The sequence below is a fragment of the Pseudonocardia sp. ICBG162 genome (assembly GCF_020496225.1).
GTDB lineage: Bacteria > Actinomycetota > Actinomycetes > Mycobacteriales > Pseudonocardiaceae > Pseudonocardia > Pseudonocardia alni.
This window is the reverse complement of the sequence record NZ_JAHLJD010000013.1, coordinates 1408499-1434320: the sequence shown is the minus strand read 5'-3', so window position 1 is coordinate 1434320 and position 25822 is coordinate 1408499. Positions and strand designations below refer to the sequence as shown.

Annotated in this window: 30 protein-coding genes; 10 read left to right on the top strand and 20 right to left on the bottom strand. The window is 75.1% G+C overall.

The window, feature by feature from the left end; genetic code table 11:
* Nucleotides 1-4: 4 nt before the first annotated feature.
* Genes KPL60_RS09735 through KPL60_RS09725 form a run of 3 tightly spaced genes read right to left on the bottom strand, consistent with a single transcriptional unit; the run spans nt 5 to nt 2434 of the window.
* Nucleotides 5-679: a response regulator transcription factor gene (locus tag KPL60_RS09735; protein ID WP_226356316.1), complete on the bottom strand. Its 675-nt coding sequence runs from the start codon at nt 677-679 to the stop codon at nt 5-7.
* On the bottom strand, nt 676-1857 hold the full coding sequence (locus KPL60_RS09730; protein ID WP_226365598.1) for a sensor histidine kinase: 1182 nt from the start codon (nt 1855-1857) through the stop codon (nt 676-678). Before KPL60_RS09730 ends, KPL60_RS09735 begins: the two co-directional genes overlap by 4 nt.
* Before the next feature lie 7 nt (nt 1858-1864).
* Complete coding sequence (locus tag KPL60_RS09725; RefSeq protein WP_226365597.1) at nt 1865-2434, bottom strand: hypothetical protein; 570 nt, start codon at nt 2432-2434, stop codon at nt 1865-1867.
* A 189-nt stretch (nt 2435-2623) separates the two neighbouring features.
* Here KPL60_RS09725 and KPL60_RS09720 point away from each other — a divergent pair, with 189 nt between their 5' ends.
* Together KPL60_RS09720 and KPL60_RS09715 are read left to right on the top strand one after the other, a co-directional pair.
* Nucleotides 2624-3415, top strand: coding sequence for a hypothetical protein (locus KPL60_RS09720; protein ID WP_226356319.1), 792 nt, complete (start codon nt 2624-2626; stop codon nt 3413-3415).
* A gap of 71 nt (nt 3416-3486) precedes the next feature.
* Entirely contained in the window at nt 3487-3681 is a 195-nt protein-coding gene (locus KPL60_RS09715) for a hypothetical protein (protein WP_226356320.1), read from the top strand.
* Between the two features lie 57 nt (nt 3682-3738).
* Here the strand turns inward: KPL60_RS09715 and KPL60_RS09710 are convergent, their stop codons facing one another.
* From KPL60_RS09710 to KPL60_RS09635, 16 genes are all read right to left on the bottom strand, one after another.
* Complete coding sequence (locus tag KPL60_RS09710; protein ID WP_226365596.1) at nt 3739-4701, bottom strand: ATP-dependent DNA ligase; 963 nt, start codon at nt 4699-4701, stop codon at nt 3739-3741.
* 3 nt (nt 4702-4704) lie between these two features.
* Nucleotides 4705-5679: a glycine betaine ABC transporter substrate-binding protein gene (locus KPL60_RS09705; protein WP_226365595.1), complete on the bottom strand. Its 975-nt coding sequence runs from the start codon at nt 5677-5679 to the stop codon at nt 4705-4707.
* A gap of 163 nt (nt 5680-5842) precedes the next feature.
* A complete protein-coding gene (locus KPL60_RS09700) occupies nt 5843-6814 on the bottom strand; it encodes a glycine betaine ABC transporter substrate-binding protein (protein WP_226365594.1) in 972 nt (323 codons plus the stop codon).
* Nucleotides 6815-6869: 55 nt separating this feature from the next.
* A complete protein-coding gene (locus KPL60_RS09695) occupies nt 6870-7676 on the bottom strand; it encodes an ABC transporter permease (RefSeq protein WP_226365593.1) in 807 nt (268 codons plus the stop codon).
* Complete coding sequence (locus KPL60_RS09690; RefSeq protein WP_374228627.1) at nt 7673-8746, bottom strand: ABC transporter ATP-binding protein; 1074 nt, start codon at nt 8744-8746, stop codon at nt 7673-7675. Before KPL60_RS09690 ends, KPL60_RS09695 begins: the two co-directional genes overlap by 4 nt.
* Nucleotides 8739-9422: an ABC transporter permease gene (locus KPL60_RS09685; RefSeq protein WP_226356326.1), complete on the bottom strand. Its 684-nt coding sequence runs from the start codon at nt 9420-9422 to the stop codon at nt 8739-8741. Before KPL60_RS09685 ends, KPL60_RS09690 begins: the two co-directional genes overlap by 8 nt.
* 410 nt (nt 9423-9832) lie before the next feature.
* Nucleotides 9833-11413 (bottom strand): alpha/beta hydrolase, encoded by a 1581-nt coding sequence (locus KPL60_RS09680; protein WP_226356327.1) that lies wholly within the window; start codon nt 11411-11413, stop codon nt 9833-9835.
* A gap of 53 nt (nt 11414-11466) precedes the next feature.
* The gene (locus KPL60_RS09675) at nt 11467-12219 is read right to left on the bottom strand and encodes a 3-hydroxybutyrate dehydrogenase (protein ID WP_226356328.1); all 753 of its coding nucleotides are present in this window, start codon (nt 12217-12219) and stop codon (nt 11467-11469) included.
* A gap of 67 nt (nt 12220-12286) precedes the next feature.
* Nucleotides 12287-12955, bottom strand: coding sequence for an alkaline shock response membrane anchor protein AmaP (locus KPL60_RS09670; protein WP_226365592.1), 669 nt, complete (start codon nt 12953-12955; stop codon nt 12287-12289).
* Nucleotides 12955-13503: a DUF6286 domain-containing protein gene (locus KPL60_RS09665; RefSeq protein WP_073577087.1), complete on the bottom strand. Its 549-nt coding sequence runs from the start codon at nt 13501-13503 to the stop codon at nt 12955-12957. Before KPL60_RS09665 ends, KPL60_RS09670 begins: the two co-directional genes overlap by 1 nt.
* A 44-nt stretch (nt 13504-13547) precedes the next feature.
* Nucleotides 13548-13976 (bottom strand): hypothetical protein, encoded by a 429-nt coding sequence (locus KPL60_RS09660; RefSeq protein ID WP_226365591.1) that lies wholly within the window; start codon nt 13974-13976, stop codon nt 13548-13550.
* On the bottom strand, nt 13973-14149 hold the full coding sequence (locus tag KPL60_RS09655) for a hypothetical protein (RefSeq protein WP_168172228.1): 177 nt from the start codon (nt 14147-14149) through the stop codon (nt 13973-13975). The genes KPL60_RS09660 and KPL60_RS09655 overlap by 4 nt, the downstream gene beginning before the upstream one ends.
* A complete protein-coding gene (locus KPL60_RS09650) occupies nt 14146-14493 on the bottom strand; it encodes a hypothetical protein (RefSeq protein WP_226365590.1) in 348 nt (115 codons plus the stop codon). Before KPL60_RS09650 ends, KPL60_RS09655 begins: the two co-directional genes overlap by 4 nt.
* 18 nt (nt 14494-14511) lie before the next feature.
* Nucleotides 14512-14892, bottom strand: coding sequence for a hypothetical protein (locus tag KPL60_RS09645; RefSeq protein WP_226356332.1), 381 nt, complete (start codon nt 14890-14892; stop codon nt 14512-14514).
* 2 nt (nt 14893-14894) lie between these two features.
* Nucleotides 14895-15389, bottom strand: a complete 495-nt coding sequence (locus KPL60_RS09640; RefSeq protein WP_226356333.1) for an Asp23/Gls24 family envelope stress response protein — start codon at nt 15387-15389, stop codon at nt 14895-14897.
* Nucleotides 15390-15487: 98 nt separating this feature from the next.
* Nucleotides 15488-16210, bottom strand: a complete 723-nt coding sequence (locus KPL60_RS09635) for a dihydrofolate reductase family protein (RefSeq protein ID WP_226365589.1) — start codon at nt 16208-16210, stop codon at nt 15488-15490.
* 139 nt (nt 16211-16349) lie between these two features.
* Here KPL60_RS09635 and KPL60_RS09630 point away from each other — a divergent pair, with 139 nt between their 5' ends.
* From KPL60_RS09630 to KPL60_RS09615, 4 genes are read left to right on the top strand one after another with little or no spacing between them, the layout of a single operon-like run.
* A complete protein-coding gene (locus KPL60_RS09630) occupies nt 16350-17396 on the top strand; it encodes an iron ABC transporter permease (protein ID WP_226356712.1) in 1047 nt (348 codons plus the stop codon).
* Nucleotides 17393-18496 carry an iron chelate uptake ABC transporter family permease subunit gene (locus KPL60_RS09625; protein WP_226365588.1) on the top strand — a complete coding sequence of 368 codons (1104 nt, stop codon included), beginning with the start codon at nt 17393-17395 and terminating at the stop codon, nt 18494-18496. The genes KPL60_RS09630 and KPL60_RS09625 overlap by 4 nt, the downstream gene beginning before the upstream one ends.
* A complete protein-coding gene (locus KPL60_RS09620) occupies nt 18493-19389 on the top strand; it encodes an ABC transporter ATP-binding protein (protein WP_226365587.1) in 897 nt (298 codons plus the stop codon). The genes KPL60_RS09625 and KPL60_RS09620 overlap by 4 nt, the downstream gene beginning before the upstream one ends.
* Before the next feature lie 8 nt (nt 19390-19397).
* Nucleotides 19398-20621, top strand: a complete 1224-nt coding sequence (locus tag KPL60_RS09615) for an aminotransferase class I/II-fold pyridoxal phosphate-dependent enzyme (RefSeq protein WP_226365586.1) — start codon at nt 19398-19400, stop codon at nt 20619-20621.
* On the opposite strand, the gene KPL60_RS09610 is transcribed toward KPL60_RS09615, so the two are convergent.
* A complete protein-coding gene (locus KPL60_RS09610) occupies nt 20611-21759 on the bottom strand; it encodes an acyl-CoA dehydrogenase family protein (RefSeq protein ID WP_226366061.1) in 1149 nt (382 codons plus the stop codon). The genes KPL60_RS09615 and KPL60_RS09610 overlap by 11 nt on opposite strands.
* 84 nt (nt 21760-21843) lie before the next feature.
* On the opposite strand from KPL60_RS09610, the gene KPL60_RS09605 reads away from it, so the two are divergent.
* The 4 genes from KPL60_RS09605 (at nt 21844) to KPL60_RS09590 (ending at nt 25815) form a co-directional block, all read left to right on the top strand.
* Nucleotides 21844-22950, top strand: a complete 1107-nt coding sequence (locus tag KPL60_RS09605; RefSeq protein ID WP_226356338.1) for an alpha/beta hydrolase — start codon at nt 21844-21846, stop codon at nt 22948-22950.
* Between the two features lie 194 nt (nt 22951-23144).
* Nucleotides 23145-23807, top strand: coding sequence for a FadR/GntR family transcriptional regulator (locus KPL60_RS09600; RefSeq protein WP_226356339.1), 663 nt, complete (start codon nt 23145-23147; stop codon nt 23805-23807).
* The gene (locus KPL60_RS09595; RefSeq protein WP_226356340.1) at nt 23804-24568 is read left to right on the top strand and encodes a creatininase family protein; all 765 of its coding nucleotides are present in this window, start codon (nt 23804-23806) and stop codon (nt 24566-24568) included. Before KPL60_RS09600 ends, KPL60_RS09595 begins: the two co-directional genes overlap by 4 nt.
* Nucleotides 24569-24798: 230 nt before the next feature.
* Nucleotides 24799-25815 carry a PHB depolymerase family esterase gene (locus tag KPL60_RS09590; RefSeq protein WP_226365585.1) on the top strand — a complete coding sequence of 339 codons (1017 nt, stop codon included), beginning with the start codon at nt 24799-24801 and terminating at the stop codon, nt 25813-25815.
* The last annotated feature ends 7 nt before the right edge of the window (nt 25816-25822 follow it).

The window sequence follows — 25822 nt, the reverse complement described above, 5'->3', positions numbered from 1 at the left end:
GCCCTCACCGCCGCGGGTCCACCAGCCCGCTGCGGAAGGCGAGGATCACCGCGTTCGTCCGGTTCCCCGACCCGGTCTTCATCAGGATCCGGTTGACGTGGGTGCGGACGGTCGCACCGGACAGCACGAGCCCGGCGGCGATCTCGTCGTTGGACCGTCCGTGCGCCATGAGGGTCAGCACCTCGCGCTCCCGCGCGGTGAGCCGGGCCAGGAGCTGGGGCGGGTCGTCGCGGTCGGGGTCGGTGTCCACCAGCGCGGCGATCACGCGGCTCGCGACCGCCGGGTCCAGCCAGGCGTCGCCCGCCGCGACCCGGCGCACCGCCGGGACCAGGTCGGCCGGGGCCGCGTGCTTGAGCAGGTAGCCGCTGGCACCCGCGCGCAGGGCGCCGTACACGGCGTCGTCGTCGTGGAAGGTGGTCAGCACCAGCACGCGGGTCAGCAGGTCCGGGTCGTCGGCCCGGTCCGCGGTGATCGCCCGCGTCGCGGCGGTCCCGTCGGTGCCCGGCATCCGCAGGTCCATCACGACGACGTCCGGGCGGTCGCGCCGCACCAGCCCGACCGCGGCGGCGCCGTCGGCGGCCTCACCGACCACGGCCAGGTCCGGGGCGCTGCGCAGGAGCATGCCGACGCCGGTGCGCACGAGCGGGTCGTCGTCGGCGACGACCACGGTGACGGTCACCGTGCCCCCGCCCCGGAGCCGTCGAGCGGGAGCTCGGCACGCAGCACGAACCCGTCGCCGCCCGGGCCGGACTCGATGTGCCCGCCGACCAGCGCGGCCCGTTCGGCGAGCCCGCGCAGCCCGTGTCCGCCGACCGGCAGCCCGTGGTCCGGGCCGGCGATCCCCGGCGTGCTGCGCACGGTGATCCGCAGCCGTCCGGGCTCCCATAGCTCGTGCACCCGGACCAGCGCCCCGGCCCCGCCGTGCTTGATCGCGTTGGCGAGCCCTTCCTGCACGACCCGGAAGGCGGTGAGCTCGGCGCTCGGGTCGGCCCGGCCCGGCGTGCCGTCGACGACGTGCTCGACGTCGAGCCCGGACGCCCGGGAGGTCTCCAGCAGGTGCGGCACGTCGGCCAGCCGCGGTGCGACGACGCCGTCCCCGGCCGGGTCCGGGTCGGGGGCGTGCGCACGCAGCAGCCCCAGCATCCGGTGCATCTCGGTCATCGCCGTCACCCCGCTCGCCTCCACCGCCGCCAGCGCCGCGACCACCTCGGCGCGGGTCGGGTCGTCGTCGGGGCCCGCGGTCAGCCGGGCCCTGGCCCCCGCGGTCTGCAGGACCATCGCGCTGACCGTGTGCGCCACGATGTCGTGCAGCTCCCGGGCCAGGCGCAGCCGCTCGGCCCGGACGGCGTCGGCGGCGTCGCGCTCGCGCAGCTCCTCCACCAGCCGTGTCCGCCGCTCGGCGAGATGGGTGCGCTGGCCGACCGCCCAGACCGCCGCGAGGACGACGGCCCAGGCCAGGCAGAGCGCGGCGAAGAAGCGCGTCCCCACCCCGCCGGCGGCGTTGGCGTTGCTCACCGCGAGCGGGACCAGGCCCGCCGCGAGCACCGCGAGCGAGTACCGGGCCGAGGCCCGGCAGGCGACGGCGTGCAGCGCCACGAGCAGCCCCGCGAACGGCGCGAACCCGGGCAGCACCAGCCCGGCCAGCGCCCAGCACCACTGGAGGGCGAACACCCGGTACGGGTACCGCCACCGGAGCAGGAGGGTCGCCAGCACGACCACCTCGACGACCGGCACCACCCACGCCGGGAGCTCCCCGCCGCCGCGCAGCCTGCCGTCGCCGCCGTACACGTAGAGGTCGGCCCCGATCGCCAGCCCGACGACGACGATCTCGCCGACCGAGCGGCGCCGGGTGGCCATCACGTCCCTACCGGCAGAAGATCCCGAGAAAGGTGCACAGGATCGACGGGGACTCCGGCGGTGGCCGCCGCCCGCCCTCGCCGTCACCCGGGCCGGTCGGCGGCTCGGTGCCGACGCCCGTGCCGTCCTCCTCCGCGTCGCCGGCCTCGGCGGGCCGCCCGCCCGGGGCATCGCGACCGGCGGACGGGTCGCCGGGGCCCGGGTCGACGGCGGCCGGGCGGGACACGGCGTCGTACGGGTCGAGCAGGTGGGCCGCGACCGCCGCCTCGCTCCCGAAGCCGTCCGTCCCGGCCCGCGACGACGGCGTCGCCAGCACCAGCCCGACGACCGGCTCGTCCGCCCCGGCCGGGGACCGCCCGCTGACCTGCACCCCGGCGACGTCGAGCACCTCGGTCCCGGCCGGGTCCCAGCCGCACACCGCGACCCGGACGGGCGCGGGGCCCCCGCCCGCCCGCAGCCGTCGGGACAGCGGTGGGTGGACGAGGACGGCGGTCGGGGTCACCAGCGTCCCGGTCCCGCCGAGCTCCGGGCGGCCGTCGGCGCCCGGCAGGAGGATCGCCACGAGTGAGTCGGTCATGTCGATCAGCCTCGCGGGCCCACCGACCGGTGTCATCAACTCTCTGCGGTACGTGCGGTCGAACCGCTGCGGCAGCGACGGGATACGGCGCCGCACCGATTCCGCGGGCGCCGCCGGTGCCCAGGATCGGACGGCACCGGGACACGGCGACACCGCCGGCGGAGCGCCCGGGGTGAGGGGACACCCACGATGACGACACCGACGACGACACCCACGACGACCACCGGCCGGCCGGCCGGAACCCGACGGCCCCGGGCGGCACTCGGTGCCGTCCGTCGCCTCGGCGTGGCCGCGGCGCTCGGTGCCGCGCTGCTCGCCGGCGGTGCCGGTACCGCGCTCGCCGCCCCGCCGACGGCGCCCGCCCCGGCCGGTCCGGTTCCCGCCGCGCTGCCCTACGGCCCGTACACCTGCAAGAGCGGCTTCGTGTGGCGGGAGATCGGGCCGAGCGACCCGGTCTGCGTGAGCGTCGCCTCGCGCACCACCGCCCGCGCCGAGACGGCGGCGGGCCCCGCGAACCGCGCCGGGTCCGGACCGTACGGCCCGGACACCTGCAAGCCGGGCTTCGTGTGGCGGGAGGCCCAGCCGTCCGACCACGTCTGCGTGTCGTTCTCCGGCGCGGCCCGGGACCGGGTGCGGAGCGAGAACGGCAACGGCGTGCTCAACCTCGCCGACCCGGCCGGCGTCCCCTACGGGCGGGTGTCGATCACCAACAGCCGTGACCAGCTGTCCTGCTACATGTACGGCAGCGGGCGGGCCACCCCCCGCGCCGAGCAGTGGTTCTGGAGCGTCGGGGTCCCCGGGTACGGCACGATCCGGGCGGGCGTCGCGCGGGCCGACGGCGCCGGGGTCGTCCCGTCGACCAAGCTGCGCGACGTCTACCGCAACGGCAACGGTCCACTGGGGATCCCGGTCGTCGTCGCCGACACCGCCACCGGGGTGGTGACCCGCGCGGGCACCACCAACTCCTACGGCAACTGCTGAACCCACGCCCCACCCGGCCCCCTCGTCCGACGGGGCCGGGCGAGGCGCCCGGGGTGGCACAATCGTCTGCCATGTACGCGGTCCTCGACGACGGCCCCTACGCAGGCGAGCAGGTGCGCATCGACCCCGACGCCACCGGCCGTCCGCCGCGGACGATCGAGCTGTCCGACCCCGGCGGGGACCCGAGGGGCTACGTCCTGATCGGCCCGCACGCCGACGCCGACCGCTGGATCTACCGGCGCGCCCGCGGCGACGTCGACGAGTGATCACCGGTTGTGGAGCGCAGCGTCCGCGAGGCGGGCCGGATCCTCCACAACGGGTGATCACTCACCGCGTTCGCGGGCGCGCTTGCGGCGCTTTCCCTCGTGCATGGCCGCGACCCGCGGCACCGGGATCGCCCGGCCCTCGGTGAGCAGGACCTCCGGCAGCGGGGCCGGCCCGGGCCGCAGCTCCGCCCACGTCGGACGGCCCGTGACCAGCCCGGACACCGTGCCCACCGTGAAGTCGGCGGGCGTGACCCGGTCCAGCTCGTCCCAGGTGAGGGGGAACGACACCGGGAGGCCGGGGCGGGCCCGCGGGCTGTAGGGCGCGGCGAGGGTGGCCCCGCCCACGCGCGTCGGGTCGAGGAAGACCCGGCCGCCGCGGTCGTCCCGGATGAACGCGGTCGTCGCCACGTCGGGGGCCAGCGCCGCGGCGCGGGCGCACACCGCGCGGGTCGCGGCGAACGCGTCGTCGATCGGGAGCGGGTCCGACAGCGGGACCACCAGGTGCAGGCCGGTCGCGCCGCTGGTCTTCACCGCGGCGGCGAGGCCCAGCTCGGCCAGCGCCGCCCGGACCGGGTGCGCGGCGGCGACGACCCGGTCGAAGCCGGCGCCGTCGGGCGGGTCGAGGTCGACGACGAGCTCGCCGGTGGTCGTCGCGCCGTGCGGCACCAGCGTCGGGTGGAACTCCACGGCGCGCTGGTTGCCGAACCACAGCAGCGTGCGGCGGTCGTGGCAGAGCGGGTAGTGCACGGTGCGCTGCGACGAGTCCGCCCACACGTCCACGGTGGGGATCCAGTCGGGCGCCCCGCGCGGGAGGTTCTTCTGCATGAACGGCGCCTGGCCGGGGCGGGCCCGCACCACCGACAGGGGCCGGTCGGCCAGCGCGGGCAGCAGCAGCGCGGCGACGGCGTCGAGGTGGTCGAGCAGGGCCCGCTTGGTGACGCCGGCGCCGTCGAAGGCCTCGGCGTCGAGGCTGGTGAGCTCCACGCCGTCGCGGACCTCGTCGACCTGCCGGCGCGCCACGGCTCAGCTCCCGATGAACCCGCGCTCGGCCAGCCAGGCCCGCGCGACGTCACGGGGGCTCTGCCCGCCCGCGGAGACCCGGCCGTTGAGCTGCTGCATGGTCTGCTGGTCCAGGGCCGCGGTGATCGGGGCGAACAGGTCGGCGACCTGCGGGGCGCGGTCGAACACGTCGGCCCGGAAGACCGGGACCGCGCTGTAGGTGATGTGGTAGCCGCGGTCGTCGGTGAGGACCTTCAGGCCCAGTGCCGGGATGCGGCCGTCGGTGGCGGCGACCTCGCCGAACAGGCAGACGCCGTCGGCGGTGGACTGGAAGATCAGACCCTGTTCGAGGGTCTCACGGCGGTCGCGGGGGAGCTCGAAGCCGTAGGCGCGCTGGAGCCCGGCGAGGCCGTCGGCGCGGGAGGCGTACTCGGTCTCGACGCAGACGTCGCCGGGCTGTCCGGAGCGGACGTAGGCGGCCATGTCGCTGAGCGTGTTCAGGTTCAGCCGCGCCGCCGTCGCCCCGTCGACGACGAAGGAGTACGTGTTGTCGAACCCGGCGCGGTCCAGCCACACCACGCCGTTCTGCGCGCGGTCGCGGGTGCGCAGCTCGGCGAGGACCTGGTCGTCGGGGAGGGTGCGGGTCTCGCGCAGGTACGACGCCCACGCCGTGCCGGTGTACTCCCAGTAGGTGGAGATGTCCCCGGACAGCAGCGCCTGCCGGGTCACGTCGGAGCCCCCGACATTGCACCGGTCGGTCACCGACGCCCCGGCGGACTCCAGCGCCGCGATCGAGATCTGGCAGAGGATCTGCTGCTCGTCGAAGTTCTTCGACCCGACGACGTAGGTCAGCCCGGACAGGTCGACGCGCGGGGCCAGCGACCCGGCGGAGGCCCGCGGCCCGCCTCCGGCCAGCCCGGTGCAGCCGCCCGCCAGCAGCGCGACGGCGAGCAGGGCCGGGACCAGCGTCCGCAGCCTGCGGCCGGGGAAGGGGCTCACGGGATCGTCCTGGTTCGCTGGGATGGAGGGTGGTCCGGCCAGCCGACCACGATCCGTCCGTCGGCGCAACGCCCACGCGCACACGGTGATCGACCCGGAACACACCGCGACCCCGCACCCGGTGGAGCAGGGGGCGGGGCCGCGGTGGGCGTACGGGGACACCTCAGCCGATGAAGCCCTTCTGGGTCAGCCACTCACGGGCGACGTCGCGCTCGTTCTGGCCGAAGGAGGACACCTTGCCGTTCAGGTCGAGGATGGTGTTGTAGTCCAGGGCCTGGGCGATCGGCGCCAGCACCTGCCGGACGGCGGGGTTGGCGTTGTAGACGTCGGCCCGCATGGTCGGCGCCGCGTTGTAGGTGACGTGGTACTTCTTGTCGTCGTCGAGCACCTTGAGCTTCAGGCCGGGGATGCGGCCGTCGGTGGTGAAGACCTCGCCGAACAGGCACTTGTTGTCGGCGGTCGCCTGGTAGATCACGCCGGTGGCGAGCACCTGCGGGTTCTGGGCGGTGAAGCCGTAGGTCTTCTCCAGGCCGCGCAGGCCGTCGTCGCGCGAGTTGTACTCGGTCTCCACGCACACCGAGCCGGCCGGCGCCTTGCCCGCCTTGATGTAGTCCGCCATCTGCGACAGCGTCGTGATGCCGAGCTCCTGCGACTTCGCCTCGGTCATGGCGAAGGCGTAGGTGTTGTTGAAGTTGGCCTTGTCCAGCCACTGGATCTTGTTCTGCTCCAGGTCGCGCTGGGCGACGAGGTTGTAGAGCTCGTTGTCGTCGGTGATCCGGCGGGTCTCCTTGAAGAAGGACGCCCAGGCGGTACCGGTGTACTCCCAGTAGATGTTGATGTCCCCGGCCAGCAGCGCCTGGCGGGTGACGTCGGTGCCACCGGTGTTGCAGCGGTCGGTGACGTTGCCGCCGGCCGACTCGAGCGCGGCGACGGTGATCTGGCAGAGCACCAGCTGCTCGTCGAAGTTCTTGCCGCCGACGACGTAGTTCTGTCCGTTCAGGTTGCCGGCCTGGGCCAGGGAGCCGCCGGAGGCCGAGGGGCCGCTGCCGCTCAGGCCGCCACAGCCCGCCAGGGCGAGCGCCGCCGCGGCGGCCATCGCCGTCAGGGCGAGACGCCGGGATCGTCCGAACTTCACGTGTCCTCCAGGGAATGCGGTACTGCGGGGATTCGGGGGCGAGCGGGGGCCCGCGTCAGCCGGCGTTGCGGCGGACGGCGTACTCGGCGAGACCGGCGAGCCAGTCCACGATCAGGGCCAGCGCGGCGACGATGGTCGCCGCGACGAGGGTGCCGGTGGGGCGGCCGAGCTCGAGCATCCCCTTGATCGGCTCGCCGAGACCGCCGGCGCCGACGTAGGTGGCCAGGGCCGCGGTGCCGACGTTCAGCACGAGCGCGACGCGGACACCGGCGACCATGACCGGCGTCGCCAGCGGCAGCTCGACGCGCAGCAGCGTCTGCCGTGCCGACATCCCGATGCCGCGGGAGGCCTCGATCAGCGCCTTGTCGACCTGCTGGAGCCCGACGACGGTGTTGGTGAGCACCGGCAGCAGCGCGGCCAGGGCGAGCGCGACGACGGCCGTCGGCAGGCCGAGCCCGAGCGGGGAGAACGCGAGCAGCACGATCACACCGAACGCGGGCAGCGCCTGCATGAACCCGGTGAAGGCCAGGATCGGGCGCTGGATGCGACGCGCGGACGGGCGGCTGATCGCGATGCCTGCCGGGATCGCCACGATGATCACGACGAGGGTGGACAGCCCGGTCAGCACCAGGTGCTCGCCGAGCCGCTGCCCGAGCGACCCCGCGTTGATCACCGAGGCCTCGACGTCGTCGAGGCCCTGCGAGGCGGCGTAGAGGACCACCAGCACCACGCCGGCGACGGCGATGATCGGGTTGACGATGAGTGACCGGTCCAGCCGCCGCGTCCTGCGGACGACCGGCTCGGCCGAGGGCGACCCGGACGGCGCGCCCGCGCCGGTCTCCTCGGCGGCGGGGGCGCTCACGAGCCGGCCTTGGTCTTGAGGCCCTCGACCAGGTCGCGCCACCAGAGCGCGCCCTGCAGCTTCTCCTGCTCGTCGACCACACCGACCAGCTCGGTCTGGGAGTCGAGCATGACGTCGACGGCGTCGTAGACGGTGCCGGTGCGCGGCACTGTCACCAGCTTCGGCAGGTCGGCGGTGCCCGGCAGGTACGCCCAGCGCACCGGGCGGCCCTCGGCGTCGGCCTCGTAGGTGGGGGAGCCGTTGCGGGCGGCGGTGCCGTCGAGGTCGACCGACTGCAGCTCCAGGCGGGACAGCTCCAGCAGCGACAGCCGTCGTACCGCGGCGCCGGCGCCGACGAACTCGGCGACGAACTCGTTGGCCGGGTGGGTCAGGATCATGTCGGGCGTGTCGTACTGCTGCAGCGTGCCGCCGGGCCCGAACACCGCGATCCGGTCGCCGAGCTTGACCGCCTCGGTGAGGTCGTGGGTGACGAAGCAGATGGTCTTGGCGATCTGCTGCTGCAGCTCCAGGAACTCGTCCTGGATGCGCTCGCGGGTGATCGGGTCGATGGCGCCGAACGGCTCGTCCATCAGCATCACCGACGGGTCCGCGGCGAGCCCGCGGGCGACGCCGACGCGCTGCTGCTGGCCGCCGGAGAGCTGGCGGGGGTAGCGGTCGCGGTACATCTTCGGCTCGAGCCCGACCAGGTGGAGCAGCTCGTCGACCCGGGCGGTGATCCGGTTGCGGTCCCAGCCGAGGATCCGCGGGACGACGGCGATGTTGTCGCCGATCGTGAAGTGCGGGAACAGGCCGACCTGCTGGATGACGTAGCCGATGCGGCGGCGCAGCTCGTCGGCGTTGACGTCGGTGACGTCGTCGCCGTCGAGCAGGATGCGGCCGGTGGTGGGCTCGATGAGCCGGTTCATCATCTTCAGCGTGGTCGTCTTGCCGCAGCCGGACGGCCCGATGAACATCGAGATGGTGCCCTCGGGCACGTGCAGGTCGAGCTCCTGCACGGCCGGGGTGGTGGTCTTCGGATAGGTCTTGCTGATGCCTTCGAGAGCGATCATCGGCTTGCCGGAATCAGACACGGATCCCCCTCGGGGTGGTGAAGCGCTGCACGATCCAGAAGACGACCTCGTAGACCGCAGCCACGACGAGGCAGCCGAGCGTGGCCGCCAGAACCTGGTTGAACGAGTTGACCGATCCCAGCCGTTGCAGGCCGAGGAAGAGCGAGGAGCCGAAGCCCGGGCCGTTGATGGCGCCGGCGACGACCGCGATACCGATGATGATCAGGACGGCGACCCGGATGCCGGAGAGGATCACCGGCCAGGCCAGCGGCAGCTGGATGGTGAACATCCGCCGGACCGAGCCCATCCCCATCCCGCGGGCGGACTCGAGGACGGCGTCGTCCACCGAGGAGAGCCCGGCGACGACGTTGCGCAGCACCGGGTAGATCGCGTAGATCGTCAGCGCCGTCAGCGACGGCGTGATGCCGAGCCCCAGGATCGGCTGCAGCAGACCGAACAGCGCCAGCGACGGGATCGTCAGCGCGGCGGAGAACACGATCAGCAGCGCCTCACGGGAGCCCGCCCGGACGGGGCGGCTCCACGACTCGGGCGTCAGACGATTGGTGTGCAGCAGGGTGCCCGCCACCAACGAGATCACGACCGCGATTCCGACCGAGATCGCGACCAGCAGGAAATGCTGCTGGCCGTAGAACACCAACTGGTTCAGCTGGGTGCCGACATAGGTGAAGAAATCCACCGTGCTCCTTCCGCCCGGGGTCCGTGCCCGCCGCTCGGGGCAGGAGCACGGTCCTTCCGCACCACTCGTCGTCGGGTCCGTTCGGCGTTACACCCACCCGAACGACGTGACCGGGAGTTTGCGTGCGCCCACCGGTGCGGTGGGCACGACCTGCGGTCTCCCGCTCGCCGGACGGAGCCTAGCCGCAGAACGGTGGCCCCGGTAAGTCGAACGTACCGTTCCGCGACGATGGCGTAGCCATTCCGGAAACGTTTCGTACGCCCGTTGTCGCAGGTGGGGATGGGCGACAACGGTGTTCCCGCAACCGCACCGGAAAACGGCGGAGACGCAATCGTGACCTTCTGCGTCGGTTTCGTCGCATCCCGACCATGGTCCGGCCCTACCCAGGGTGAGCCGCCCGGAGCACGCGGTTACGGCGGGCAGACCACGGGCTGGGAGGGTGCCCGGCCGGTCAGCAGCGCCCGGTCGACGACGTCGGTGACGCACGGGGTGCGCGGATAGGCCCCGGTCCCGCTGCCCTGCCAGCGCACCAGCCGCCCCGTCGCGAGCTGCTGGGCGGTCCGCTCGGCACCGCTCTGCGGCGACCGCGGGTCCTGCGCGGTCCCGATCACGACGACCGGGGGCGGGGGAGCGCCCCGCGGCGCCGCCGGGGTGACCGGCCCGCCTGAGGGCCACGGCCCGCAGGCCACGAGCTCCTGCGCCGCCGCGACCCCGAACAGCGGGAAGCGCTGCGCCCACTGCCCGGCCAGGTCCGCGGCCTCACCGGGGGTGACCCGCACCCGACTGTCGTTGCAGCGGGTGGCCAGCGTGGCGTCGAAGCGGCCCTGCGGACCCCCGAGCGGGGCGAGGATGCGGACCAGGCCCGCCGGGTCGCCGTCGCCGGCCGCGACCAGCGCGGACTGCAGCTCCGGCCAGCGCGCGGGCTGGGACATGACCGACCGGACCGCGCGCAGCGTCGCGCCCGCGGTGACCGCGTCGCCGTCGCCGACGGGCAGGGCGGTGCGGGACAGGCGGAACACGAGCTCGTCGACGTAGCCGCGCGGGTCGGGGCCCAGGGGGCAGGTCGGCGAGGCGGTGCAGGCCCCGGCGAAGGCGTCGAAGGCCTTCTCCGCGGCCGCGGTCGTGGTCTCGGTCCGGGCCGGCTCGTCGAGGGTGGGGTCACCGGGCCCGTCGAGCACGACCCGCCCGGCGGAGCCCGGGTGGGCGCCGATCCAGGCGGCCGCGGCGTCGGCGCCGTCGCCGACGGCGAGCAGGTCCAGCCGGGCCGCGCCCAGCACGGACCGCAGCGACTCCAGGTCGTCGGCGCCGCTCGCGGCGCGGTAGCTGGTCACCGTGCCCGACAGCAGCAGGTTGCAGTCCTGCACGACCTCGCGGGCGCGCTCCAGCAGTGCCGTCATGGCGGCCTCGTCGCGGCGGTCCGGTCCGGCGTCGAGCAGGGCGGCGCGGGCGTCGACCGGGGCGCAGTCGAGCAGGTCCTCCCCGGTGCCGCGGCGGTCCATGCCGATCACCTGGTAGCGGTCGAGGACGGCGGCGGGCAGCCGGGCGGCGAGGCTCACCGCGGCCCGCGCGGACCCGTCGGTGCCGGTGTCTCCGAGCACGACCAGCGCCGGTCGCCCGTCCGGCGCGCCGGGTGTGGTGACCCGGGTCAGGCCGAGCCGGGCCGGGCCCAGCTCGGGACGGTCCCGGTCGGCGGGCACGGTGAGCCGGGCGCAGCCGACGGACAGCACACGCCCGGCGGGCAGCGGGGTGCCCGCCGTGGTCAGCGCCGCGGCCGTGTCGGCGGTGCAGTCGGTGAACCCGGTGGTGCGGACCGGGTCGGAGTCGGGCAGCAGGTCCGGGTCGGCGGGCGGGCCCGTGGCCGACGTCGGGGGAGCGGCGGGCAGCTGTTCGCCCCGCACCGCCACCGGCGGCCGCTGCGACGGCCCGACCGCACACCCGGCGAGCAGCAGTACGGCGAGCAGCAGGACCCCGAGCACACTCCACCGCCGCACGAGCACCGATCATGCCGGTACCGGGGTGTGGCCGCGGTGAGCGGCCCCACCCCCTACCGGGCGGTCCAGCCGCCGTCCTGGGACAGCGACGTGCCGGTGATCGACGCCGACGCCGGCCCCCACAGCAGCGCGGCCAGCTCCGCGGTCTCGGCGGGCTCGATCAGCCGCTTCACCGCCACCGGGGTGAGCATGATCTTGGTGACGACCTCGTCCTCGGAGATCCCGTGCGTGCGGGCCTGGTCGGCGATCTGGGCCTCGACCAGCGGCGTGCGCACGTAGGCGGGGTTGATGCAGTTGCTGGTCACGCCGTGCTCGGCGCCCTCCAGCGCGGTGACCTTCGACAGGCCCTCGAGGCCGTGCTTGGCCGAGACGTAGGCGGACTTGAACGGCGAGGCCCGCAGGCCGTGCGCGGAGGAGATGTTCACGACCCGCCCCCAGCCACGGGCGTACATGTGCGGCAGCGACCGGCGGATCAGCCGGAACGGCGACTCCAGCATCAGGCGCAGGATGTTCGAGAACATCTCCGGGTCGAACTCCTCCAGCCGCGAGACGTGCTGGCGGCCGGCGTTGTTGACCAGGATGTCGACGTCGGTGGGCAGCTGCTCCACGGCGTCGAGGTCGGACAGGTCGCAGCCCAGCGGCGTGACCAGGTCGCTCTCCGCGGCCAGCGGGGCCACCCGGTCCTCGGTGAGGTCCACCGCGTACACCTTCGCCCCGTCGGCGACGAGCCTGCGGGCCACGGCGGCCCCGATCCCGCTGCCCGCCCCGGTGACGAGGGCCGTCCTGCCGTCCAGCACTGCGCTCATGCCGACGACCGTACGGTCGCCGACCGGCCCGGCCCCTGTGAGCCGGGTCACGGACCCGGCCAGTGGGTCAGGAGACCCGCGGGCGGTCGTCGCGGTGGGCCGCGTCCAGCTCCAGGCGCACCGCGACGGGCAGGTCCGCCATCCCCAGCGCGTCGCGGATCCCGGGCAGGATCTCGGCGTCCAGGCGGCGGCAGATCTCGGTGACCTCCCCGTCGGCGACGTCCTCGCCGACCCACACGGTGGCGCGCACCGCGGGCGCGGAGGTGCTGCCGACCATCCGGGCGCGGGCCCGGGTCACGCCGGGCAGCGTGGCGGCCCCGTCGGCGACGGCGTCGGCCGCGGCGGAGGCGCCGATCCGGATCTCGGTGTCCGGGCCGCCGTCCAGGACCAGGTCCGGCCGGGTCTCCGGGCGCAGCGACCGCGCGGTCCACCAGAGCCCGAGCAGCACCAGCACCAGACCGGCCAGGATCGCGACCAGGCGGGCGGCGGTGCCGTTGGCCAGCAGGAACTGCTCGACCTCCGGGTCCAGCAGCGGGCGCTGCGGGCGGTTCCGCCCGAAGACCCCGGTCACCAGCAGCACGGTGAGCACGCCGGCGGCGAGCAGCACCACGCCGAGCAGCACGAGCCCGCCACGGGCGCCGCCCGCGGAGCGGTACTGGGCGCGTCGCGCGGTCCGGGCGGCGCGGCGCGGGTTCGGGCCGGAGGTGCTCCCCGTCGAGGTCACGGCGTCGGTCATCACTGCACTCCCTTCGAGCCCGGCTGCTCCGGGGTGGCGCGCACGGTCAGGCGCGGGCGCCGCGCGAGGGGCAGCGCGTCGAGGACGCCGGAGGCGGCACCGCGGGCGGCCTCGCGCAGCGCGTCGGTGTCGCCGCGGCCGCGGGCGTTCACCACGACCGACCGGGCCGACGCGGTCACCGACGCCGCGGTCACCGGGTCCGCGGCCCGGACCCGGGTGCCGACCAGCCGGGCCAGCACCCGCGGCGCGGTGGCGACGGTGAGCCCGGGCGAGGGCGCGTCGAGGGCGACGTCGTGGCGGCGGGCGAGCAGCCCGACGAGCAGCAGCACGGCCCCGACGACGATCACCCCCACGGCGATCCAGAGCACCGGCTGGGCGGTCCACAGGGTGTTCTGGACGGTGGTGCGCCAGTCCCGCCAGGGGACGAGCAGCCCGGCGCCGGAGACCCGGCCGACCCAGGCGGCCACCACCTCGACGACGACGAGCGCGCCGATCGCGGCCACCACCAGGCTCAGCAGCGGCGCGAGAACGCGGAGCAGGACACGCACGGGGCCCGGCCTCCCTCTTCCGACTCGTTCAGGATCCGACGGTTCTACTGCACGCGCGGGGTGTCCGGGCGCGACGCGCCGTCGTCGGGCTGAAGCGCCTCGACCTCGACGGACAGGCCGCGCAGCCGGTGCCCGGTGGTGCGACGCAGGTCGGCGTCGATCCGCTCCCGGACGTCGGCGACGGCGGCCCGCACCGACCCGGGGTGGGCCAGGGTGAGCCGCAGCCGGACGTCGACCTCACCGGCGTCGCCGGTCGCGGCGCCGACGGCGGCCCCGACCGTGCCCCGTGCCGGGCCGGGCCGCCGGGTCACCCGGGCGGTCGGCCCGGACTCGCCGACGTCGAGCCCGGCGACCCGACGGGCGCGGTGCCGGGTGGCCGAGGCGGTGTCCGCGGCGTACTCGACGATCTTGCGCAGCACCGCCGGGTCGATCTCCAGGACACCGCGCTCGGCGGGGTCGGGGAGGGTGCTCACCGGTCGCGGCCCCGGCCGAGGCCGGACAGGTCCAGCTCGCCGTCGAGGAGCCGGCCGACGACCAGGCCAATGATGCCGAGCACCAGGGTGATGACGAAGGCGAAGAAGCCGCCGGTGGCACCGGCGACTCCCAGCAGGAGGCCTGCGAGCAGGCCGGTCTGGGTGGCGTTCATGGAATGTCCTCTCCGGGACGGGTGGAGCGGTGGGCGTGCCGGCCGGGCCGGTCGACCCGGGGGTGCGTGCGACGTCGGATGGTGCGGATCAGGGCCACCAGGACCCGGGTCGGCAGCGGCAGGTCGGGCACGATCTCGATCGGTGCGTCGTAGCGGCGGTCGTCCGCGTCGGGCGTCCGGCTGGCGTGCGGGTCAGCCGCGAGCGCGCGGAAGCGGGCCAGCCCGGCGCGGAAGACCTCCGGGTCACCGCCGCGGTCGGGGTGGTGGGTACGGACGAACGAGCGGTAGGCCGACCGCTGCGCGGGGGTCAGGCCCCCGTGCCCGCCGGGATCCGGCTCGTCCATCCCGTACCCACCTCCACCTCAGGGGACCTCCACGTCCGCGACCGTCACGTCGACGGGGACCCCGTCGACCAACGGCGCGAGGGATGCCCGCAGCGCCGCGACGGTAGCCGGGATCGGCCGGTCCAGACGCAGCACCACCCCGATCTCGACCGGTTCGTCGGTACGGCCGACGAGCACGCCGACCAGCCGCCGCCCGGACAGCCAGGTCGCGACGGTCCCGAAGGCGCCGCCGTCGAGCCGCACCACCGACGGGTGCGCGACGACGGCCTCGGCGACCAGCTCGGCCAGCGCGGCCGGTGCCGGTTCCCGGCGCCGCTGCGCGGCGACCTCCGCCGCACCGGGCGGACCGGTGACGACGGCGGCGGGGGACCGGGCGTCCCGCGGGGTCGGCTCGGGCACCGTCACTCCACGACGCGGCCGGTCGGGGCCGGAGCCACCGGGACCTCGTCGCGGTTGTCGTCCTCGCCGGCCAGGTGGATGTCGTTCACCGAGATGTTGACCTCGATGACCTCCAGCCCGGTCATCCGCTCGACGGCGCCGACGACGTTGCGGCGGACCGCGGAGGCCAGGTCGGCGATGGCGACGCCGTACTCGACGACGACGTCCAGGTCGACCGCGGCCTGCTTCTCGCCGACCTCGACGGCCACGCCCGCGACGGTGGAGGCGCCGCTGGTGCCGCCGCCCGGGATGCGCTCGCGCAGCGCACCGAAGGCGCGCGACGCGCCGGAGCCCATGGAGTACACGCCGGAGACCTCGCGCGCGGCGATGCCGGCGATCTTCTGGACGACGGACGCGGCGATGGTGGTGCGGCCGTGGCCGGTGCCCTCGGCGAGGCGTCCCGCGGGTGCCGCGGCCGGGGTCGTGGCGGGGGTGGTGGTCGGGGTGCCGGAGGTCATCGGTGCTCCTCTCACGGGCCGGCCCCGGGTGGGGGCCCGCCGCGGTGCGTGTGTTGTCCCCCGTGGGATGCCCGTCCGCGGCCCTCCCTCACGGTGGTTCACTCGTTCGGACCAGCCGGGATCCCGGAGGTGGTGCGGACGTAGTGCAGCAGCAGGGTCCCGTCGGCGGCCGCCTCGTGGCCGGCCAGGCGCAGCGCGCGCGGCACGGGCAGGGACCGTGGCCCGGTCGCGATCCGCCCCTCCGGGCCCCCGACCAGCACCGGGACCAGGGTGAGGCGCAGCTCGTCGACGACGTCGGCCCCGACCAGCGCCCCGAGCAGGGTCGGCCCGCCCTCGCACAGCACGGAGGTGTGGCCGCGGCGGGCGAGCGCGGCGAGCAGCGCGGCGGGGGAGAGGTCGTCGAGCACCACGACCTCGGCACCCGCGGCACCCAGCGCGGCGCGCCGGTCCGCGGGGGCGGCGGCCGTGGTCAGCACGACCGGCGCCGTGACGGTGTCGGTGAACAGCCGCGCACCCGGGTCCAGCCCGGCCGACCCGCTCACGACGACGACCGGCGGGGGCGGCCCGGGCGGCCGCCCGTCCGGACCGGGACGACGCGGCCGGACGCCCCGGTAGTCCTCGTCCCGCGCGGTGCCCGCCCCGACGAGGACGCAGTCGGCCGACCGTCGCAGGGCGCGGAACAGGTCCCGGTCGGCCGGGGTGGACAGGCCGCCGGACCCCGCTCCGCCCGCCGTCACGGCCCCGTCGGCGGAGCTGACCATGACCGCGGTGACCCGCGGCCGGACGGGCGGGGGACCGGACGCGGAGGGCTCGGTGGGCACCTCCCGAGCATCCCGCCGTGCGGGCGACGTGACGCACGGGGGTGTTCTGTCGTAGGGCAGCCTCACTTATGGTGAGCGGAGCCGCACCGGACGGGTGGGGCATCCGGTCGAGCAGGGGGCCACGAGCAAGGTGAACGCGATCCGCGTCCGACCACCGTCGGTGGAACAACCGGCGCCCCCACGGCGGTCGCTGCGGCGCAGGCGGCTGCTCGGCCTCGCCGCCCTGACCGCGGCGCTGCTGCTCGCGGTACTCGCCAGCATCGCGATCGGGACCAAGGTCATCCCGGTGAACGAGGTGTTCTCCGCGCTGGTCGCCCCGACCGGCAGCGAGAACGACGTGGTCATCCGTTCCCTGCGGATCCCGCGCACCCTGCTCGGGGTGCTGGTCGGGATCGCGCTCGGCCTGGCCGGCGCGCTCGTGCAGGGCTTCACCCGCAACCCGCTCGGCGACCCCGGCCTGCTGGGCGTCAACGCGGGCGCGGCGTTCTTCGTCGTCATCGGCATCTACGTCTTCGGTGTCAGCACGCTGTTCGGCTACGTCTGGTTCGCCTTCGCCGGCGCGCTGGTCGCCAGCGTCGTGGTGTTCGTGATCGGCACCCGGGCACCCGGCGGTGCCACCCCGGTGTCGCTGGCCCTGGCCGGCGCGGCGGTCAGCTTCCTGCTGCAGGCGGGCACGTCCTCGGTGGTGCTGCTCGACGAGACCAGCCTCGACGCCTACCGGTTCTGGGTGGTCGGCTCGCTCGCCGGGCGCGACGCCGCGGTCGGCGGCCAGGTCATGTGGTTCATCCTCGCGGGCACGGCGCTGGCGCTGGCCAGCGCGCCCGCCCTCAACGCGCTCTCCCTCGGCGACGACGTCGCCACCTCGCTGGGGCACTCGGTCCGCCGGACCCGGGTCGTCGGCGTCGTCGCGATCACGCTGCTCGCGGGGGCGGCCACCGCCGCCTGCGGGCCGATCGTGTTCCTCGGGCTGATCGTGCCGCACGTCGTGCGGGTGTTCACCGGGCCCGACCACCGCTGGCTGCTGCCCGCCTCCGGGCTCGCGGGGGCGGTGCTGCTGCTGCTCGCCGACGTCGTCGGACGGGTGGTGGCCCGCCCCGGGGAGCTGCAGGTCGGCATCGTGGTCGCGCTGATCGGCGGGCCCTTCTTCATCGCGCTCGTGCGCCGTCGCAAGCTGGGGGCCGTGTGAGCACCGTGACCGACCCCGGGCCCACGCCGGGCACGGTGGCCGTCCCCGGCCGCCGCGCCGTCCGCGCGGGCCGCTTTTCCGGCGTGCTGCGCATCCGCACCGCCGTGGTGCTGCTCGCCTGCGCCGTCGCGCTGCTGCTCGCGGCCGCGGTCAACATGGGCCGCGGCGACTACCCGATCGCGATCACCGACGTGCTGGCCACCCTGTTCGGCGGCGGCGACGCGGGCCAGCAGCTCGTCGTGCTGGAGCTGCGGCTGCCGCGCACCCTGGTCGGCGCCCTGGTCGGCGGCGCGCTGGCCGTCTCCGGCGCGATCCTGCAGTCGGTCGCCCGCAACCCCCTCGCGAGCCCGGACATCATCGGCGTCCAGTGGGGCGCCAGCGCCGCGGCGGTGTTCGTCATCGTGCTCGGGGGTGGCGCGGCCGGCGTCGGTGGCGCGTTCGCCTCGCTCGGCATCCCGCTGGCCGCGCTGATCGGCGGGCTCGTGGCCTCGGTCCTGGTCTACGTCCTGGCCTGGCGCAAGGGCATCCAGGGCTTCCGGCTGGTCCTGATCGGCATCGGCATCCAGGCGGTGCTCGTCGCGGCGGTGCAGTGGCTGCTGACCGTCGCGCAGATCTACCAGGCCGCGCAGGCGCAGGTCTGGCTCAACGGCAGCCTGAACGCGCGCAGCTGGAACGAGGTCGTCCCGCTGTCGATCTCCATGCTCGTGCTCGTGCCCGCGGCGCTGGCCCTGGTGCACCTGCTCGGCGCCCTGCGCTTCGACGACGACACCGCCCGCGGCCTCGGCGTGCGGGTGAACGGCGCCCGCACCGCGCTGCTGCTCGTCTCCGTCGGGCTCGCCTCGGTCGCGACCGCGGCCGCGGGCCCGATCGCCTTCATCGCACTGGTCACCCCGCAGATCGCGCGCCGGCTCTGCCGGGTCGGGACCCCGCCGATCGGGGTCTCGCTCGTGCTGGGCGCGGCGCTGACCGTGCTGTCCGACCTGATCGCCCGCACCGCACTGGGGTCCGTCGAGCTCCCGGTCGGCATCGTGACCGCGGTGCTCGGCGCCCCGTTCCTGCTGTACCTGCTCGCCCGCACCCGCCAGGAGGCCCGTCGATGAGCACCGTCGAGGACATCAGCGTCGCGGAGGCCACCGCCTCCCGGACGACGACGGCGGGCGAACCCGTCCGTCCCGGCGTGGTCCGGCTGTCGGCCGAGCAGGTCACGCTCGGCTACGGCGACCGCACCATCGTCGACGGGCTCGACCTGGAGGTGCTGCCCGGCGCGGTCACCACCGTGATCGGCCCGAACGGCTGCGGCAAGTCCACCGTGCTGCACGCGCTGGGGCGGCTGCTGCCCGCCCGGACCGGTCAGGTGCTGCTCGACGGCAAGCGGATCGACCGCACCCCGACCAAGGAGGTCGCGCGGGTGCTGGGGATCCTGCCGCAGTCGCCGCTGGCGCCCGAGGGCCTGACCGTCGGCGACCTCGTCGCCCGCGGGCGACACCCGCACCAGGCCTGGTACCGGCAGTGGTCCTCCGACGACGAGCGCGCCGTCGCCGAGGCGCTGGCCTGGACCGGCCTGTCCGACCTCGCCGAGCGCCCGGTCGACGAGCTGTCCGGCGGCCAGCGCCAGCGCGCCTGGATCTCGATGGCCCTGGCGCAGGAGACCGACCTGCTGCTGCTCGACGAGCCGACCACCTTCCTCGACCTGGCCCACCAGGTCGACGTGCTGGAGCTGGTGCGGCGGCTGCAGTCCGAGGCCGGCCGCACCGTGGTCATGGTGCTGCACGACCTCAACCTGGCCGCCCGCTACGCCGACCGGCTCGTCGCGATGAAGGACGGCCGGATCGTCGCGGCGGGGTCGCCGTCCGAGGTCGTCACCGAGGAGCTGCTGGCCGACGTGTTCGGGCTGCGGGCCCGGGTGCTGCCCGACCCGGTCACCGGCACCCCCCTGGTCGTGCCGGACGCGGGCCCGTCGCTGCACGCCCCGGAGCCGATCGCCGAGGCATGATCTCCGGCGTGACCTCCGGCGACAGACCGCCCTTCCTCGCCACCCGCGCGGTGCACGCGGGCAACGACGTCGACCCCGGGACCGGCGCGATCCGCCGCCCGATCGTCGCGGCCAACTCCTACGCCCTGCCCGAGGACCCCTCGGAGCTGGACTGGTCGGGCACCGCGACCCGGCTCTACACCCGCAACGGCGGGGCGAACCAGGGCTGGCTGGAGGACAAGCTCGTCGCCCTGGAGGACCCCTCCGGGGTGTCGCCGGGCGGCTGCGCCGCGGTCGCGCTCGCCTCGGGCGTCGCGGCGCTGCACGCGGTGTTCTTCACGTTCCTGCGGTCCGGTGACCACGTCGTCAGCTCCGACGTCACCTACGTCGCCACCCACCGGCTGCTCACCGAGCTGCTGCCGGACCGGTGGGGGATCACCGCCACCCTGGTCGACTCCTCCGACCCGGACGCGGTGCGCGCCGCGATCCGCCCGGAGACCCGGCTGGTGCACGTCGAGACCCCGGCGAACCCGACCACCCGGATCACCGACGTCGACGCCGTCGCCGCCGTCGCGCACGACGCGGGCGCCCTGCTCAGCGTGGACGCCACCTTCGCGACGCCGGTGCTGCAACGGCCGCTGGAGCGGGGCGCGGACCTCGTCGTGCACTCGCTGACCAAGTACGTCAACGGCCACGGCGACGCCATGGGCGGCGCGGTGCTGGGCCGCCGCGAGCTCGTCGAGCGGATCCGCGCCGACGCGATGGTCGACGCCGGGGGAGTGATCGGCCCGTTCAACGCCTGGCTGATCGCCCGCGGCGCGGTGACCCTGCCGATGCGGATGCGCGCGCACTGCGCCGGCGCGCAGCAGGTCGCGGAGTACCTGGAGTCCCGCCCGGAGGTCGCGTACGTCGCCTACCCGGGGCTGGCGTCGCACCCGCAGCACGCGCTCGCGACCCGCACGCTCGACGGCGGGTACGGCGGCATGCTCGCCTTCGCCCTCGACGGGCCGCCGGAGCGGCAGAACCGCTTCGTCGCAGGCCTGCGGGTGATCACCTCGGCGGTGTCGCTGGGCCACGACGAGTCGCTGATCGTGCACGTCGGGGCCGGTGGCGACGGCCGGGCGGCGCACTTCCCGCCGGAGTTCCGCCGTCTCGGGCACCTGCGCCTGTCGGTGGGGCTGGAGGACCCGCGCGATCTCGTCGCCGACATCGCGCGGGCCCTGGACGGTGCGGGGGCTCCCGTCAGCCGATGAGCGACCGGCCGACGATCTCCTTCATGATCTCGTTCGTGCCGCCGTAGATCGCCTGCACGCGGGAGTCGACGAACGCGCGGGCGATCGGGTACTCGAGCATGTAGCCGTAGCCGCCGTGCAGCTGCACGCAGCGGTCGACGACCCGGTTCTGCAGGTCCGAGCACCACCACTTGGCCTTGGCCGCGTCGGGCACCGACAGCTCGCCCTCGCCGTTGTGCTCGGTGATGCAGCGGTCCACGAAGACCCGCGCGATGGAGACCTCGGTGTCCATCTCGGCGAGCTCGAAGCGGGTGTTCTGGAAGTTCGCCACCGGGCGGCCGAACGCCTTGCGCTCCTTGGTGTACTCCAGCGTCATCTTCACCGCGGCCTCGGCGCCGGCCACCGAGGCGACGGCGATCGACAGCCGCTCCTGGGCGAGGTTCTGCATGAGGTAGATGAAGCCCTGGCCGACCTCGCCGAGCCGGTTCGCGTCGGGCACCCGGACGTCGGTGAAGCTCAGCTCCGCGGTGTCCTGGGCCTTCATGCCGACCTTCTTCAGGCGGCGGCCGCGCTCGAAGCCCTCCATCCCGCGCTCCACCACGAACAGGGTGAAGCCGAGGTGCTTGGCGTCGGGGTCGGTCTTGGCGACGACGACCACCAGGTCGGCGAGGATGCCGTTGGTGATGAAGGTCTTGGAGCCGTTGAGGATCCAGTCGCCGCTCGCGTCCTGCTTGGCGTTGGTGGCGATGCCCTGCAGGTCCGACCCGGTGCCGGGCTCGGTCATGGCGATCGCGGTGATCAGCTCGCCACTGCAGAACCCGGGCAGCCAGCGCTTCTTCTGCTCCTCGGTGCACAGCCGCAGCAGGTAGGGCTGCACCACGTCGTTGTGCAGCGGGAAGCCGATCCCGCTGGCCCCGGCGGCGACGATCTCCTCGGCCAGGATCGCGTTGTAGCGGAAGTCGTCGACCCCGCCGCCGCCGTACTCCTCGGGGACCGCGGTGCCGAGCAGGCCCGCCGCCCCGGCCGCGGTCCATACCGCCCGGTCGACCTGGCCGTCCTCCTCCCACTGCTCGTGGTGCGGGGTGACCTCCTTCGCGATGAAGGTCCGGCACAGGTCGCGGAACGCGTCGTGTTCGTCGTCGAAGATCTCGCGCTGCATGTCCGGCAGTCTCACATACCCGCCGGTAACTCCGGTCGTCCTCACGGGCCGTCGGTGACCCGTGCGTGCCGGTAGGGTGCGGCCGTGGATCTCGTGGACGCCGTCGCCAACGTGTGGGACCGGGCCGTGGTCGGTCACCTCGCCGACCTGCGACGGATGCCGCGCGACGCGGTGGTCGGCTCGCCGCAGGGCATCCTGTTCCGGTACCGCCCGCTGTCCGGTGTGGACCCCGCAGGCGGTGCACCGGTGCTGCTCGTGCCGCCGCTGGGCGCCCCGGACTTCGCCTACGACCTGCGTCGCGGCTGCTCGCTGGTGGAGCACCTGCTGCAGCAGGGCCGGACCGTCTACCTGATCGACTACGGCCCCAAGTCGTTCTCCGACCGGACCCTGGGCATCGAGAGCTGGGTCGACGAGCTGCTGCCCGACACGATCCGCCGGGTCGCCGAGGAGACCGACGACGAGGTGCACCTCGTCGCCTGGTCGCTCGGCGGGATCTTCGCCCTGCTCACCGTCGCCGCCGCGGTGCAGGCCCGCGACCCGCTGCCGGTGCGCTCGGTCGCCGCGATCGGCACCCCGGTCGACATCTCCCGGGTGCCGCTGGTGGCGCCGATCCGGCCGCTCGCGCAGATCACCGGTGGCCGGCTGATCTCCTCGATCTACCGGGGCGTCGGCAGCTTCCCGGCGCCGATGGTGAGCTGGGCGTTCCAGCTGACCGCGGTGGACAAGCTCGTCACCAAGCCGCTGGCGATCGCGTCGCGGATCGACGACCGGGACTGCCTGGCCCAGATCGAGGCCGTCGACCACCTGATGAGCAACATGCACGGCTACCCGGGCCGGGTGTTCGGGCAGATCTTCCACCTGCTGCTGCGCAGCAACGACCTCGCCAACGGCGGACTGCGCCTGGGCGGGCGCGACGTGGAGCTGTCCGACGTCGGGGTGCCGGTGCTCGTCGTCGCCGGGCGGGACGACGTCATCGCCCCGCTGCGGGCGGTGCGCGCCGGCGTGCCGCTGCTGACCGGCAGCCCGGAGGTGCGGTTCACGACCTCGCCGGGCGGGCACCTGGGCGTGCTGACCGGGCGCCGGGCCCGGGACACGACCTGGCCCGAGCTCGACCGGGCCCTGGCCGACTGGGACGCCGCCGCGGACACCCCCGACGACGCCGACGGCCCGACCGCCGCCGCCGGGGCCTGACCGTCCCCGGTCCGTCCGCGGCCCGCCCGCACGAAGATCCGGAGTTCGCGCGGTGATCCGCGGTCCGCGTGCGTCCGGACGCGCGCGTCCAGCGGATCAGCGCGCGGATTCGCGATCACCAGCGTCCGGAGGCGGCGGGCTGGGGCGACGGGGGAGGGTTGACCGGTCAGGTCTCTAAGTGATTTAGTCACTTTATGACCGCAGGGGAGACGCTGTCGGAGCGCCTGGCCGACGACATCATGGACATCATCCGGACCGGGAACCTCGGCCCGGGGGACCAGCTCGCGTCCTCCCGCGACCTGGCGCGACGGTTCGAGGTCACCACCCCGACCGTCCGCGAGGCGCTGCGACGCCTGGAGGCCACCGGCGCGGTGGAGTTCCGGCACGGCTCGGGCACCTACGTCGGTGCCGGGGTCGGGCGGCGGCTGCTCGCCAACCCGCACCGGCCGTCCCGGACCCCCGACGGCGTGCACGAGCTGATCCGCGCCCGGCTGGTCCTGGAGCCGCCGATCGCGGCCGCCGCGGCCCGGGAGCGCGACACCGCGGGGCTGGCGATGCTCGCGGAGAGCGTCACCAACGCCCTGCACCCGCCGGTCGGTGACCTCCGTCCGGCGGTGCACTTCCACGTCGCACTGGCCGCGACCAGCGGCAACGCGCTGCTCCGGGAGACGGTGGAGGCGCTGCTGCACATCCGAGCACGCGACCAGGTCGAGATCCGGCACCGCTACGACGACCGCGAGCGCGACCACGCCGAGCACGTCGCACTGCTCGACGCCGTCCGCGGGGGCGACCCGGACCTGGCGGAGCGGCTGTGTCGCGAGCACCTCGCCTCGATCGCCGCGGCGGTGGGCGCGTGAGCACCCGGCGCCTGGGGGAGATGACGACGGTCGAGGCCGCGGCCGCCGTCGTCGACAGCCCGGTCGTGCTTCTGCCGGCCGGGGCCTTCGAACAGCACGGGCCGGGGCTGCCGCTCGCGACGGACCTGATCCGCGCCGAGGCGGTCTGCGACCGGGTCGCCGAGGCACTGGGCGGCACCGCGGTCGTCGGACCGTCGTTGCCGGTCGGGGTGTCGCCGCACCACCTGGCCTTCGCCGGCACGGTCAGCCTGACCACCACGACGTTCGCCACGCTCGTGCGCGAGTACGTCGACGGCCTGTACCGGCACGGTTGGCGCCGGATCTGCGTGGTCACGGGGCACGGCGGGAACGACGCCACCCTCGCGACGGTCGCGCAGGACCTGCTCGCGGCCCGTCCGGACCTGCAGTTCGCCTGGAGCCCGCTCACCCCGCTGGCCGCCGACGTCGTCGCCGCGGCCGGGCCGCCCGAGGTCAGCGGGCACAGCGGGCAGGCCGAGACGGCGCAGATGCTCGCCGTCGCACCGCACCTGGTGCACACCGACCGGCTCGCGGCCGGGACCACCCGGCTCGCCGAGCTCGACTCCTTCGGCGCACTGGCCCGGCGGCGCGGTGGTCCGACGCTCACCGCGCCCTACGACCGCCTGTCCGGCAACGGGGTCCTCGGCGACCCCCGCCGGGCCGATCCGGAGCACGGCGAGGCGATCGTCGCCGCGATCGCCGACCGGATCACCGACTTCGTCACGGCCTGGCTCAAGGCCTGACGCCCCCTCCGACCCGCACGGACCCACAGCACTCCCGCGGTGGCGCCACCCGGTGCCCCCGTCGCACGACCCTGCCCGCGACCCGGGCGGGGCCACAGCACCGGCCGTCGACGACGCCGTCCGAAGGGAACCCCATGTCCGCACCGAGACCGTCCGCAGCGACACCGTCCGTTCCGGGACACCCGACCGTGGGCCCGACGCGACGTCCCGGGGGACGCCGCCTGCGTGCCGTGGCGGCGGCCTGCCTGGCCGCGGCCGCCCTGACCACCGGCGCCGCCGTCGCCCCGACACCGTCCGACGCCGCCGTGGTCCCGACCGCGTCCGGGGCGCCGGCCGGACCCGCCGGTTCCGTCGCACCCGCCGGCCCCGAAGCGGCCGCCGGACCGGCGGGCGGCCCGGCCGGAGCGCGGAGCCCCGGCTGCGGCGTCACCCCGCCGCAGGCACCGGGGACCACCGCCGTCCGCACCGTGGACAGCGGCGGCCTGGCCCGCACCGTGCGCGTCCACCTGCCCGACGGCTACCGCCCCGACCGGCCCACCCCGGTCGTCCTGGTCTTCCACGGCCGCGGCAACGACGGCGCCACCACGGAGGACTTCTCCGGCCTGTCCGGGCTGCCCGCCGTCGTCGCCTACCCCGACGGGGTCCCCGGCGGCGAGGGCAAGCGCTCCTGGCAGGGCGCCCCGTACTCGGCGCCGGGCGTCGACGACGTCGCCTTCACCGGTGACCTCCTCGACGACCTCGAGGCCGGCCTCTGCGTCGACCCCGGCCGGGTCTTCGCCACCGGCAAGTCCAACGGCGGCGGCTTCACCGAGATCCTGGCCTGCCGGATGTCCGACCGGATCGCCGCGATCGCCCCGGTCGCGGGCGCCTACTACCGCGACGGCGAACCGCCGTGCCGGCCCGGCCGTCCGGTCCCGGCGCTGTTCGTGCACGGCACCGGCGACGCGACCATCCCCTACACCGGCGACGCCGACCGCGGCCTGCCCGCGATCCCGGCGAAGGTCGCCGAGTGGGTCGCCCGCGACGGCTGCCGGGCCCGCCCGCAGACCCGCCGGATCGAGCCCGACGTGACCATCGCGACCTGGCGCGGCTGCCGCGACGGGGCCCGGGTGCAGCACGTCGCCGTCGACGGCGGCGGCCACACCTGGCCGGGCGCGACCGCCTACTCCGGCGGCGGCGCCACCACGCAGACGGTCCGCGCCACCGCGCTGGTCGGGGACTTCTTCGGCCTCGGGGGACCGCGGTGAGCACGCC